Below are 12,240 nucleotides of genomic sequence, written 5' to 3' on the forward strand. Positions count from 1 at the left end.
GCATCGCGGTCGGGCAACCGAGTTACGAGCTGCAGGGGCCTCTGCTCGCGAGCAGCGGACAAACCCGAGGAGGTTCGTCGGACACCCAGTTCAGGACGAGTCACATTGCACCCTGATGAAGTGCGCCGCGTATCGCACTGGACGAAAGGTCTCACTGGAGGGCGGCTCCTACTGTCGCCGTCATCGGCCTCGCGAACGGAGAAGGCCGCGCACGCTGCACGCTTCCGAACAAGGATGACCAAGTAGGTAAGCTTCTATCTTCGTTCGCATTACCACCAACAGGATGAAGAACCTCTACGCCTTCGCGACAGCCCTGCTGCTCTCGGTGAGCGCCAGCGCCCAAGTCCCGCCCATCGGATTCGCCACCCGGTTCGGAGACCCAACGGAGACCAATTCCAGGGGCGTGGGCGTCGATGCCTTGGGCAACGCCTATACCTGCGGCCTGTTCTCGGGCACCACCACCGTCGGCTCCCAGACCATCACCAGCGCTGGCAACAACGATGTCTTCGTGGCGAAGCATGATGAACAGGGCAACGGGATCTGGGTGCGTGGATTCGGTTGGGTGGTGGATGATCTCGCGCACAAGATCGCGGTGGATGAGCAGGGGAACAGCTTCGTGCTGGCACGGTGGTCGGTCCAGATCACGGTGGATGGCACGACCTACACGAGCAACAACGACTCGCGGGATGTCTGCGTCATCAAGCTTGACGCCAATGGTGACGTCCAGTGGTTCTCCGCTTTCGGCGGCACGCTCGAGGATGTTCCACAGGACATCGGGCTGGACGCCGATGGGAACATACTCGTGACGGGCTACTTCAACCAGAACCTCACGGTGGCCGGAGATTCCTTCACCAGTAATTCCACCGACGCGTTCCTGGTGAAGTTGGATCCGGATGGTACACCGCTCTGGACCCGTGTGCTCGCCGCCACGGGTGGATCTTATGGTCGCGCTCTCGCGGTGGATGCCATGGGCAATTGTTACGTAACGGGCACCGCCACCGGGACCGTGGATGCCGGTATGAATACCTTCACCATTGGAACCGGCTATAGCATCTTCCTGGTCAAATACGACGCGGCGGGCGTGGACCAGTGGGCACAGAGCCCCGTCACTTCCACCAATATCGCGAACGCATGGGGCTTGGCTGCCGATGCGGCCGGCAACACGTACATGGTCGGAAGCTTCGATGATCAGCTCCAGATCGGAGGATTCTCGCTCGTGGCGAACGGCAACCTCTTCGCCGATGCGTACATCGCCAAATTCAACACCGCCGGTGTCGTCCAATGGGCCTATAAGATGGGAGGCGCCTCATCGGAGCTGGGGTGGGAGGTCATCGTGGACAGCAACGGGAACCCATACGTCATCGGCGATTTCTCCGGCAGCACCAATGTCGGTGGTTTCAGTCTCACCAGTGATGGCGGGGTGGACGTCTTCTTGACCAAACTGGACCCGGCAGGGAGCTTCCTGTGGGCGACCCGGATCGGTGGCTCCTCCAACAACCACGGCTTCGGACTCGCCACCCACCCCAATGGGAATTGCTATGCCACCGGCGCCTTTCTGGGATCGATGCTGGTGGGAACCGAACTGCTCGTCTCCGCCGGTGATGGCGATGCGTTCCTGGTGAAGTACGGCACCGAGCTGGTGACCGGTGTGCCCCAGTTGGAGCGATCAGCCAGCAAGGTGGAAACGGGCCGCTACAATGTGCTGGGGCAACAGGTGAATGCTCTGTACAACGGCCTGCGGATCGTGCGCTACAGCGATGGCAGCAGCGCGCGGAAGATGACGCTGGAGCAGTGAACGCGCCCCCTGTCAGCGGACGGACCGGCAGCGCATGCGGGATCCGGTCGGTGGGCGTGCAGGACGAATAGCAAGGCCCCGCTGCTCCAGAGGCCGCAGGGCTCAATGGCCCACCGGCAGCCTATAGCTCGTGCGCTCCGTGGCCTTCCCAGAAGGGATCAGGGCGCTTCCGTCCCAGCGCAGGTATTCACGAACCAACGTGCGCGTGATCGTCGGGCCCTCATCCTCTTCTTCCCGCTCCCCTTTCTCCTCGTCGGGATCCAAGTAATTGCTCGTCTCGCGGATGATCACGCCCGGCAGGCCTTCGATGTCCGAGGGGAAGATGAAGTTCTCGTCCGTGCTGTAGTCCCCGTCGGGCGAACCGAGCAGATCGGCCACGTGGTGGAAACGGCCGCCGCTCCAGAACACCACCACCATACCCGTGGTGCAGCCGCAGCCGCCGATGCAGGGCACGTCCAGAAGGATCACATCGTCCACGTTCCGGAGACCGAGGTTGCCTGCGTTGCGCACCGCTTCGAAGCTCCATGCGGGTGATCGCACCACGATCCGGTCGATCTCCTCACCATCCTTCACCGCTACAAGGCGGAAGGAGACATCGATGCGCGAAGTGTCCGGCGGCACCACATGATCGAGGCCAGCGAAGAACTTCACCGACGGGTCCGCAGTGCCGCCGAACGCTTGCTCCGTCAAGTTGCCGCCCCAGATCCAGCCGTTGCGTTCGCCGGTCGTAACCCGGTACCAATTGCTGCGCACGCCATCCACCACCAGCGTGTCCGTGCCGATTTGCTCCACGATCACGCTCCGGCCCGGAGCCAGCGACACGATGAGGGGTGCATTCGTAGATGGCGCGGAACGCAGTGCGGAAGCACCGCGCAGCACATACACCGGTGAGGCTTCCTGCGGAAACATGTACTGGCTCCGCGGCGTGTGGTGTACGAAGGCCCAGTCCCGTTCCTGTGCTGTGAGGCCGAAGGGTATCAGGGCCAGCAAGAGGAGTGAAAGGCGCATATGGTCCATTGGTCCAGCTATCGCAGTTCGACGCAGCTCTTGCCGATGGCGTCGGAGGTCAAGCACATACCTCACCAAAGCTCGCACTTTCCCGGGGCAAGCCGCCCTCATGTCGCAAGTGTTCCCACCCAACGCATGATCCGTACGGTGCGCATGCTGGACCCACCAGCGGGGAACGTTTCTGGCACTCGGGTCCGTGCCGATCACTGCTTCACCCAGCCGCCATCGAAAAGCTGATAGCGCACGGCGCCGCCGAGTTCGACCCCTTCCGAAGGGATGCCATCGGGACAGGTGGGCTGCGGGGTCAGGGTGAATGTGCCTGTGGTGAAGCTGACCTCATGGTGGGCACACGAACGCTCCCCATCACTGGCGACGATGGTGCGCTGGTCGTATGGCAATGAATCGTTGCCGGACCCGAAGGTGTTGGTCCATGCCTCGCGGCTTTGGCCATGCACCAACCGCAACAGGCAGCGCCCCGCTTGCAGGTCCCACACGGTGATGGCCCGATCCCGCTCGTGGATGGCGTGCTCCCAACCGGTGTGACCGACGTAGTGCATCGTGCGCAGCACCACCTGCAAGTGGCCGTTGCCGAGGATGTCGGCCGTGACGGCCTGGACCTCGTTCACGGCACCATCCATGAGAACAGGATGGACAGCGTAGCCACCATCCTGTTCCACTGCGATCGCATAGCGCCTACCGTACCAGGCGCCCGTCATTTCAACGAGCTTCGCGTGGACTTCCGGCAATTCCGCCACCACGGTCCCAAGGCGGTCCAGGTCGGTCACCTGCTGCACATCAACCGGAGCGCAGAAGTAGAGCGTGTCGGGAAAGACATGGTCATCCTGGGCGATCAGTGAACCCGTGAGCAGCATGAACAAGGACAAGGTTGTCGCGCATCGCATGATCGAAAGCTAAGAACGGGTGTTCCCCGGTGGAGCGAGATGCGGGATCACGGCGGTCACTGCGAGGCCATAAGCCGAAGCCCCGCGAATCAGCGAGCCGAAGGGTCGTCCCCTCATCGCTTCGCAAAGCCTCGCAGTGACCGCCTCGCGAGCAGCGCACAGACCCGGCGGAGGTTTGGGGTGGACATCCTGCGGTGGTCCAAGCCGCTCAAGGATGCTGAAGTTCGGTGGAGCATAATGCAGCCGATAGTACCACATTCCATCGCCGATGGCCGCGATCACTGCTTGATGAACGCGGCCGTTTCACCCGGCCCAACCTTGATAAAATAGATCCCAGAAGGCAGCGACCGCACATCCATGGGCGTTCCGGTGGTTCCATTGAGTTGCGTGCGGCCACATGCATCGATGATGCGGACGGCATCGCCACCAGCCCTGCCACGGACTTCCACGTGCACGATATCCTCCGCCGGATTCGGCCACACCAAGGTCGTGGTTCCCTGAGCCTCTGGCGCGAGACCTACCGTGCAGTTCGTCGGCTGCGTGAAATAGTGATCGGTGAGGAAGGTGCTGATCGCCACCCGCAGCGAGTCGGCGAAACGCGCGCGGTTCATCGGACTGTCGCGCACGCCAATGAAGTTGCACTCCACCTGCACTCCATCGATCGCGCCGCCATTGTAACTGCCGTGCCGCGCCGTGTTGTAGCCTCCGCTGAAATAGGGCTGCCCCTGCTGAGGGAAAGGATCGGGCTGGCTGGGAACGGAAGGATAGCCCATGCTGGCCAACCGCGTACCCAAGGCCAGAGGTCCGCGCAACAGCTCCGCATGGGTGAGAGCCAGCTGGTTTTGCAGCGCGAGTGTGCGGATGCTGCTGTAGTCGATGTAGGTGGAGGTGTTCAACGTGGCGTCCGAGAGCGCCAGTTCATCTTCATAGAGAAGGTAACCCAGCTCCAAGCGCTGCACCGTGTGCCCGTGGCCGTGCAGGTCCAGGTAGAACCCTTTGGCGGCGGTGGCCGAAACGCGGGCCTTCGCACTATCGATGAAGGCATGGAAAGCCTGCCACGCCAGCGCAGCCTGGGGGTCACCGCACGCGCCGTCAGCGAGGTTGCGGTTCGCATCCAGCTTCCGCCGCGCGAGGTGGTTGATCACCACATGTGGCCGGCACCCGCCCGTAACGGCGAATACCGAATCGATGGCATCACCGAGCTCCACGGTGTTGGCGTCCACATCGTACACCGCGCTGTTACAGGTGCGGTCCGGTATGTCGGCCGGGGCCAACGCACCACCGTGCGGAACGGAGATCACCAACGGAAGGTCTCCGCAGCGGTATTCAATATGGCCGTTCGCGCTGAAGTAGGTCTGACCCGGAACATAGGATTGAGCCCGCAGTGCAGCACTCGCGAGAAGCAGGACGAAAGACCCGAAGTAACGCATGCGATGGTTGGGCGACGCAAAGTACGGAGCGCTGCCCCCGCACGAAGGGTTCATCGCTCTTCGAAAGCGAACGCACCGGGGACAGCAATTACTTTCGGCCTGATGCGCCTCCTCGCCACCTTGCTGCTGCTCCCCGTTGCCGGGTTCGCGCAGAACCTGCAGCAACAACTGCAGAACGTCGCCACCGCCAATGGGCTCATCGGCATGAGCGTGGTCACCACCTGCGGCACGGGCGTGCAGGACGTGGTACACACCGGCAAGAGCAACGTCGCTTTGAATATCAACGTGACGGACAGCACGCGCTACCGCATCGCCAGCATCAGCAAGCTGGTCGCCGCTATCGGCCTCATGCGGCTGCACGAGCAAGGGCTCTTCGGGTTGGACGACGATGTGAGCACCGCGCTGGGCTTCAGCTTCCGCAATCCCGCCTTCCCCACTGTGCCCATCACCTACCGCATGCTGCTGAGCCACACGAGCAGCTTCCAGGACGGCACCGGTTACGCCGATTTCCTCAACGCCACCTACAGCACCGCACCGCCACCCCCGATCAGCGAACTGGCCCTGCCCGGTGGCGACTGGTACACGGCCAACCTATGGCGCACCGAACAACCCGGCACCTACTTCACATACAGCAACGCCAACTACGGCATCGTGGGCACGCTCATTGAGGCCCTGAGCGGGCAACGCTTCGACGTGTACATGCGCCAGCAAGTGCTGTTGCCACTTGGTATCAACGGCGGTTACAATGTGCAGGACCTGAACAGCGTGGATGACCTCGCCGTGCTGTACCGCAATAGCACACCCCAGGCCGACAACTTCAACGGCGTGATGCCGCCCGCGCCGGATCTGAGCCAGTATGTGATCGGCTCCAACGGACTGTTCTTCGCACCGCAGGGTGGCTTGCGCATAAGCGCATTGGAAATGGCGCGCTTCGCGATCCTGCTGAACAACGAAGGCACCTATGATGGTACTTCATTGCTGCAACCCGGCACCGTGGCGCTGATGCTCGGCGATGAATGGACTTGGAACGGCAGCAACGGCGATAACTACTACGGGCTCTTCCGCTCATGGGGGCTGGGTGTGCATCGCATCACCGCGCAGAGCGGCGGTGATGTCGTATTCCCCGGGCTCGCCATGTTCGGTCATGCGGGCGAAGCATATGGCCTGATCAGCGACCTGTATGTGGATCCCGCCACGGGCTTCGGCCTCGTGTTCATCACCAACGGCTACACGCCGGGCAACGCCTATCAGTTCGGAAGTACCAGCGCGTTCTATGGCGTGGAGGAAGACGTTTACGCGGCATTGCTCCAGTATGCAGTGCCCGCCTGCAGCCTGTCCGCAAACGTGCCGCATGCCGATGCCACCAACGCGCTCCTCCTCTCCGGCGATCGTATCAGTTGGACCGGTACCACCAACATCGTGGCGTCCTTGCATGATGTGACCGGTCGCGTGATCGCACGCTTCGAGATGGCTCCCGGCACTGGTCGCACGGTTCCTGCGGGAACATACCTGGTGCGTTGCATGGGGCCCGGTGGGAACCTCGCTCGGATGTGGGGCGCTTGGTAGCTGATCAGTCGACCCACCGGACCGCAACCACCACCTCATTCCTGCGCGCCACCAGTTGCCAAGGTGGATCATAGCCCATGAAACGCACAGGGCCCATGGGTTCGAGCCCAGCCGCCTTCACTTGCTGAAGCAGCTCATCCGCGTGCTCCGCGATCTTCTCATCGTTGGAGAACCCACCGAACCGCAGCACCGCAAGCACTTCCTCCGGCACACGCTCCAACTTCACGCTGGGGTCATTGGGGGTCGGCAGGCTGTCCATGGTCAGTCCTTCCGGCATCACGAATCGCATCCGAGAACTATCAGCGCCCATCTCCATGTGCACCGGTGCCGTCATGGCGATCTTCTTCTCCTCGGTGTTCCCGCCGAAGATGTAGCCCGCCAGGCTGCGGAAGCCGGAGCTGGACACTTCCTTGTAGGTAGTGCCAGGCTTCAAAACCGAGGCCGTTAGCGCCTCCGGATACCGGCGCACTTCCAGATCCCCGATGGTCTTCAGCACCGTGTAGGGCTGCTGGGGGGTGCCTTGGGTGCTCATCGTGGTGTAGGCTTGAACGCCTACGAAGGCGATGATCAGGCCGATCAGTATGTACATGGCTTTGCGCTTCATCCGCGTTGGACAATGGAACAACAGGGGAGCGTAAGGGTTCACTCGGTCGCCCGCTTCGAGCAACAGATCTGTTACGCCGCCTTAAGGCCGGAGCTTTGCAAGACCATGGCGGAATTGGAGCGACGAAGTGCTCCAGAGCGCAAAGGAGGCGCGCTGGTCACGGATGGCGCAACGGCGAAAGAAGGAGCGGCAACCTACCCAGATACCTTGAAACGGTCCGACTGCATTTCCAACTTGCCCTGTTAGAGCTTGTAACGCCGAATTTGGCACTCCCGAAACCATATACGCATGAACAGTCTTCTCCACTTCATTGTCCTTGCCATGATCGGCCTGCACACCAGTGCGCAGGTGAATAGCACCATTACGCACAATGGCATCACGCGGAACCACATCACCTACGTACCCGCGAGCTACGTGCAGGGCACCCCCACCCCGCTGGTGTTCGTGATGCACGGCTTCACCCAGAGCGCCTCGGCCATCATGGGCGTGACGGGCTTCAATGCCCTGGCCGAGCAGGAGGGCTTCCTCGTGGCATATCCCAATGGCGTGAACAACGGCTGGAACACGAACTCTCCCTTTCCTGGTGGCAGCACGGCGGACGACGTGGGCTACATCGGTGCCCTGCTGGACAGCCTGCAGGCCCAGTACAGCGTGGATACTACGCGGGTCTACGCCTGCGGATTCTCCGCAGGCGGCTATATGAGCCATAAACTCGGCTGCGAGAGCCCGAAGTGCTTCGCAGCCATCGCCTCGGTTTCGGGCACCATCAACAACGGGGCGGTGGGCGACTGCGCTCCGCAGCACACCCCGGGCGTGCTGCAGATCCATGGCACCTCCGACTTCATCGTGAGCTACAACGGCAGCGTTTTCAGCGGGCTTGGGGTGCAGGAAGTGCTCGACCTCTGGACCTCGAACCTCGCATGCGCCACACCGCCCGTCGTCACACCCTACAATGCCACCATGGAGCAGCAGGTGTACTCGCCCTGCAGCGGCAGCGCCAGCGTGGTGCATTACAAGATCGACGGCGGAGGACATACCTGGCCCACCGGATCGACCTTCAGCGCCACCAACGTGATCTGGGACTTCTTCCAAGGGTTCACTTGCGGCGATATCAGCACCGCGGTGCAGAGCGCTTCAGCACCTCAGCTTGCGGGTTGGCCGAACCCAGCAGGGGATCTGCTCTTCCTGCAAGGCCTTGAACGGTCCACGGGCTTCACGCTCATCGATGCCATGGGCCGTTCGGTGCTCACCGGGAGAGTACAGCCCGGAACGGCGCACATCGGCCTTGACGGAATCAGCACGGGCGCCTATGTTCTTCGGCTACTGGACGGAAGCGGCCGCACGCTGCGCATCCTGAAACAGTAAGGAAAGGCGGTGATCCGCCGCTGGTTTGGGAGGACACCCTTCTGTGGTACAGACTAGCCTCGCGACAGCGGACAGCCCCGCTGGTGGTTTGGGAGGATAATCTGTGGTGGTTTACTTTTGATGCCCACTCATCTGCCATGAGCACCCTTTCACTCCGCACCGAACTCTCCGAACTCATCGCCAAGGAGAGGAACGCCTCAGTGCTGGAGGTGTTGAAAGGCATCCTCAGCGGAGGTTCGAAGAATGCCTTGCTGAAAGCCAAGCTCACCTCTAGGGCACTGAAGGCTGAGGAAGACCTTGCTGCTGGTCGCGTGCTGAGCACGGCTCAAGTGCGCACACGTCTCGCCTCACGCAAGAAGAAGTGAGGCTCCATGTTTCCGAATACGCGGCTTCGCGGCTCGATGAGATCTGGGACTACTACGCCGAAGAAGCCAGTGAGCGAGTAGCGGACAAGATCACCAAGAAGATCGTGGACGACATCGACTGGCTGCTGGAGCATCCGCGCGGGGGACAGGTAGAACCTCTGCTTGATCACCTCGGCCTCGGGCATCGACGCAAGGTGAGCGGCAACTACAAGATCATCTATCGGATCATCGACGACCTGATCTTCGTGTCGGACATCTTCGATGCACGGCAGGACCCGGAGAAGATGGCGTGGTGATCACGGCTGTCACTGCAAGGCTCCGCGAAGCAACGGGCCGCAGGCTTGCTTGCCGGAGGCAGGGTCGCCCGCTCGTCGTTTCGCACTGCTTCGCAAAGCCTCGCAGTGACAGCTCTGCCTCCGGCAGGCAAGCTCGCGACAGCGGACAGACCCGGCGGAGGTTGGGTGGACACCTTGCGGTGGCCCCAGCTTACCTTAGCCCTACAAAACCGAAGGCCATGTCCGAAGTGGAATTGAAGAAGCGTCTGATCACTCGCATCCAGCGGTCGCGCAATCCCTCACTGCTTCGTGAGGCCTTTCGACTGATGGGAACTGACGCAGCGGACCTCGAACCCTACAAACTCACCAAGGAGCAGCAGGCCTCCGTGAACCGAGGTAAGAAGGACGTGAAGGCGGGCCGCACACTTACCGAGCGCGAGGCCAATAAGGCTGTGGACCTGATCATGATATAACTTGCATCATCATGGAACGCACACAGCTAGGCCGTATCACCATCGACCCCAGCATCTGCCACGGCAAGCCTTGCGTGCGCGGTATGCGTTGGCCTGTGGAGGTGGTCATCGACATGCTCGGCTCAGGAATGTCCACGAATGAGATCCTCGCCGAGCATACCGAACTGGAGAAGGAAGACATCCAGGCCTGCTTGAACTACGCCAAGCTCACCGTGTCCGGTCATTCGCTCGGTGACGTGGCGTGATGCGCTTTCTCTGCGACGTTCATATCTCCATTCAACTCTCGAAGCGCTTGGCCGATGCCGGGCATGATTGCCAGCATGTGAACCGCTTGCCCGCTCGCTGGCACACGTCCGATCAGGATATCGCGCGCATCGCCGACATGGAGGATCGCATCCTCATTACCAAAGACTCCGACTTCCGCGACAGCTGCATCGTGAAGGGCACGCCGCGCAAACTCATCAAGGTGAACCTCGGCAATATCCCGCACCATGTGCTGGCCTCCTTGCTGTTCGACAACCTGGCCGAGATCGCCCGCTTGAACGAGCGCCCGAGGTTCCTCGTCGAGGTGGACATCAACCGGCTTTCGGTTATTGAGCTGGGGTAACTACCGGCAGGACCCGGAGTAGATGGCGTGGTGAGCACGGCTACGAACCGCAGGGTCGTCCGCTCAAAAGCAGCGGACAGACCCGGCGGTGGTTTGGAAGATACCCTGCGGTGGTCAAGTGGTCTAAATGAAGTAGATGGCCTCCCCCGTGCTCTTCATTCTTCGGCCGCCGAAGCGGAACGCGAAGGCAGCCTCGGGCCCCAGGCTCTTGTCCACGTTGGGGAACTTGTCGGGTGAGATGTGGTAAATTGGCAGCATGGCACCGGAGAAGAAGCCTTCACGCAAACCTAAGGTCTCTGAGGAACAGATGCTGCGCTCCTTGATCGCGTCGTTCAGTATCGAGGGGATCAAGCTGTCCATCGAGGAGGCGCGCGACCTTCTTCGAAAGGCCCAACTCAGTTTGGGAAAGCAGCCCGGATAAGCCGCTCCATGGGAACGTAGTCGCCGGAAGCGGCTCGCTGCACAGCGGACACGTATCCATCGAAGTCCTTGTTCATGACAGTGAAGTCCAGCTTGCCATAGCCGTGCTTCATGGCTATCAGATCCGCAAGCAAACGGGCCGTTCGTCCATTGCCCTCGCGAAAGGGATGGATGAAAAGCAGTTCGCCGTGAACGATGGCCAGATACGCGATGAGTGCTTCGCGCGACGCAGGTACAGGCGGTTCCTTGAGCAAGACCCTCGCCTCGAAGTCACGCATGGAAGCGTCGAGGAATTTGGCCGCTGGGAAGGCGAAGCCACCCTTAGAGATGTTCACTTCGCGCAACGTTCCAGCGAACGCATAGAGATGATCGAGAGCCAGCCGATGCGAACGCATGACGTACGCCAGATCGAAGACCGTGTCGTCGTTCAACTCTTCATAGAGGACCAACTCGGCCCGAAAGAAGCCTTGGGCCTCCTCCAATTCGATCGCGCGTTTGTCCGATAGCCCGAGCAAGTTCGGGAGCACTTCATCCTCGCTGCCGGGCGCATCGTACTTCATCCCGCCTATCGGCTCAAGTACATGGAGCGCTCCCCATAAACCTGTCGGAAGAACGGGTCCTTCAGGTCCTTGATAAAGTAGATCGCTTCCCCCGTGCTCTTCATCTCAGGCCCGAGGCTCTTGTCCACGTTGGGGAACTTGTCGAAGCTGAAGACGGGCACCTTGATCGCGTATCCATCGAGGTGCGGCTTGAAGTGGAAGTCCTTGAGCCTGCCTGCCGGCAGGCAGGCTTGGCGCCGAGCATGACCTTGGTGGCCCAGTTCACATAGGGCTCGCCGTAGGCCTTGGCGATAGGGCACGGTGCAGGGGTGACTAGAAATTCCATTCGGCCAGATATCTACCACCAATGCCAAACCACCATATAAACTGACACAACACTCCAACAACCGGTGCTTGAAGCAAAAAGTTTCGCCATTCCAAGAACTGCCGATCATCAACGGGCGTGCGTCCTAAAACCTTTACTATCAAAATGACTCCGCCAACCAATATCGCAATCCAAGCAACGAGACTGCCGCCTTGGGACAGAAGCAATAGGCCCTCACTTCCTCCGGAATTGTAGCGATGCTTCTCGCAGGCAACAATTGTTGAACCTCCATGGATACTCCTCAAACCTCTCTTCTCACCTGGTCGTCCACAAACCCGACAGCATGTCAATCCAGCACGCTCTGTTTCACTAGCGTTGGTTACATATTCGGACAATACCGGCACCGTGCCTATGGGGCTGAACCCAAAGATTCCAACATTGAGCAAGAGGCCAACAATAGCTACTGCTCGGACAACAACAGGACGCCAAAATATTTCAGCCATGTTGCTCGAAGTTCAGAGGACCAATATACAAGCGTGAGCGATTGCAGCGGAAAGCCCACAGGC

At 60.8% G+C, this 12,240-nt stretch carries 16 protein-coding genes; 8 read left to right on the forward strand and 8 right to left on the reverse strand.

The annotated features are described in order from the left end of the window. Positions 1 to 283: 283 nt before the first annotated feature. The gene (locus IPM12_04690; protein ID MBK9147105.1) at positions 284 to 1,795 is read left to right on the forward strand and encodes a hypothetical protein; all 1,512 of its coding nucleotides are present in this window, start codon (positions 284 to 286) and stop codon (positions 1,793 to 1,795) included. Between the two features lie 102 nt (positions 1,796 to 1,897). Here IPM12_04690 and IPM12_04695 read toward each other — a convergent pair whose 3' ends face one another. From IPM12_04695 to IPM12_04705, 3 genes are all read right to left on the reverse strand, one after another. Continuing rightward, positions 1,898 to 2,803: an SH3 domain-containing protein gene (locus IPM12_04695; protein ID MBK9147106.1), complete on the reverse strand. Its 906-nt coding sequence runs from the start codon at positions 2,801 to 2,803 to the stop codon at positions 1,898 to 1,900. 203 nt (positions 2,804 to 3,006) lie between these two features. Then, positions 3,007 to 3,705, reverse strand: coding sequence for a hypothetical protein (locus IPM12_04700; GenBank protein MBK9147107.1), 699 nt, complete (start codon positions 3,703 to 3,705; stop codon positions 3,007 to 3,009). A 278-nt stretch (positions 3,706 to 3,983) separates the two neighbouring features. Continuing rightward, on the reverse strand, positions 3,984 to 5,135 hold the full coding sequence (locus IPM12_04705) for a T9SS type A sorting domain-containing protein (protein ID MBK9147108.1): 1,152 nt from the start codon (positions 5,133 to 5,135) through the stop codon (positions 3,984 to 3,986). Positions 5,136 to 5,237: 102 nt separating this feature from the next. Between IPM12_04705 and IPM12_04710 the strand changes: the two genes are divergently transcribed. Beyond that, positions 5,238 to 6,701 (forward strand): beta-lactamase family protein, encoded by a 1,464-nt coding sequence (locus IPM12_04710; protein MBK9147109.1) that lies wholly within the window; start codon positions 5,238 to 5,240, stop codon positions 6,699 to 6,701. Between the two features lie 4 nt (positions 6,702 to 6,705). Here IPM12_04710 and IPM12_04715 read toward each other — a convergent pair whose 3' ends face one another. Further along, a complete protein-coding gene (locus IPM12_04715) occupies positions 6,706 to 7,305 on the reverse strand; it encodes a heme-binding protein (GenBank protein MBK9147110.1) in 600 nt (199 codons plus the stop codon). Between the two features lie 288 nt (positions 7,306 to 7,593). Between IPM12_04715 and IPM12_04720 the strand changes: the two genes are divergently transcribed. From IPM12_04720 to IPM12_04745, 6 genes are all read left to right on the forward strand, one after another. Then, positions 7,594 to 8,670, forward strand: coding sequence for a prolyl oligopeptidase family serine peptidase (locus IPM12_04720; GenBank protein MBK9147111.1), 1,077 nt, complete (start codon positions 7,594 to 7,596; stop codon positions 8,668 to 8,670). Positions 8,671 to 8,807: 137 nt separating this feature from the next. Next, positions 8,808 to 9,035 (forward strand): hypothetical protein, encoded by a 228-nt coding sequence (locus tag IPM12_04725; GenBank protein ID MBK9147112.1) that lies wholly within the window; start codon positions 8,808 to 8,810, stop codon positions 9,033 to 9,035. After that, entirely contained in the window at positions 9,032 to 9,331 is a 300-nt protein-coding gene (locus IPM12_04730) for a type II toxin-antitoxin system RelE/ParE family toxin (GenBank protein ID MBK9147113.1), read from the forward strand. Before IPM12_04725 ends, IPM12_04730 begins: the two co-directional genes overlap by 4 nt. A 305-nt stretch (positions 9,332 to 9,636) precedes the next feature. Further along, positions 9,637 to 9,783 (forward strand): hypothetical protein, encoded by a 147-nt coding sequence (locus IPM12_04735; protein MBK9147114.1) that lies wholly within the window; start codon positions 9,637 to 9,639, stop codon positions 9,781 to 9,783. An 11-nt stretch (positions 9,784 to 9,794) separates the two neighbouring features. Beyond that, entirely contained in the window at positions 9,795 to 10,028 is a 234-nt protein-coding gene (locus IPM12_04740) for a DUF433 domain-containing protein (GenBank protein ID MBK9147115.1), read from the forward strand. Continuing rightward, a complete protein-coding gene (locus IPM12_04745; protein MBK9147116.1) occupies positions 10,028 to 10,390 on the forward strand; it encodes a DUF5615 family PIN-like protein in 363 nt (120 codons plus the stop codon). The genes IPM12_04740 and IPM12_04745 overlap by 1 nt, the downstream gene beginning before the upstream one ends. Positions 10,391 to 10,513: 123 nt before the next feature. Here IPM12_04745 and IPM12_04750 read toward each other — a convergent pair whose 3' ends face one another. From IPM12_04750 to IPM12_04765, 4 genes are read right to left on the reverse strand one after another with little or no spacing between them, the layout of a single operon-like run. Further along, positions 10,514 to 10,750, reverse strand: coding sequence for a hypothetical protein (locus tag IPM12_04750; GenBank protein MBK9147117.1), 237 nt, complete (start codon positions 10,748 to 10,750; stop codon positions 10,514 to 10,516). A gap of 35 nt (positions 10,751 to 10,785) precedes the next feature. After that, positions 10,786 to 11,370, reverse strand: coding sequence for a Fic family protein (locus tag IPM12_04755; protein ID MBK9147118.1), 585 nt, complete (start codon positions 11,368 to 11,370; stop codon positions 10,786 to 10,788). Positions 11,371 to 11,375: 5 nt separating this feature from the next. Further along, a complete protein-coding gene (locus tag IPM12_04760; GenBank protein ID MBK9147119.1) occupies positions 11,376 to 11,669 on the reverse strand; it encodes a hypothetical protein in 294 nt (97 codons plus the stop codon). 13 nt (positions 11,670 to 11,682) lie between these two features. Next, a complete protein-coding gene (locus IPM12_04765) occupies positions 11,683 to 12,177 on the reverse strand; it encodes a hypothetical protein (GenBank protein ID MBK9147120.1) in 495 nt (164 codons plus the stop codon). Positions 12,178 to 12,240 lie beyond the last annotated feature (63 nt).

The sequence above is a fragment of the Flavobacteriales bacterium genome (genome assembly GCA_016716605.1).
In the GTDB taxonomy this organism is placed as follows: domain Bacteria; phylum Bacteroidota; class Bacteroidia; order Flavobacteriales_F; family PHOS-HE28; genus PHOS-HE28.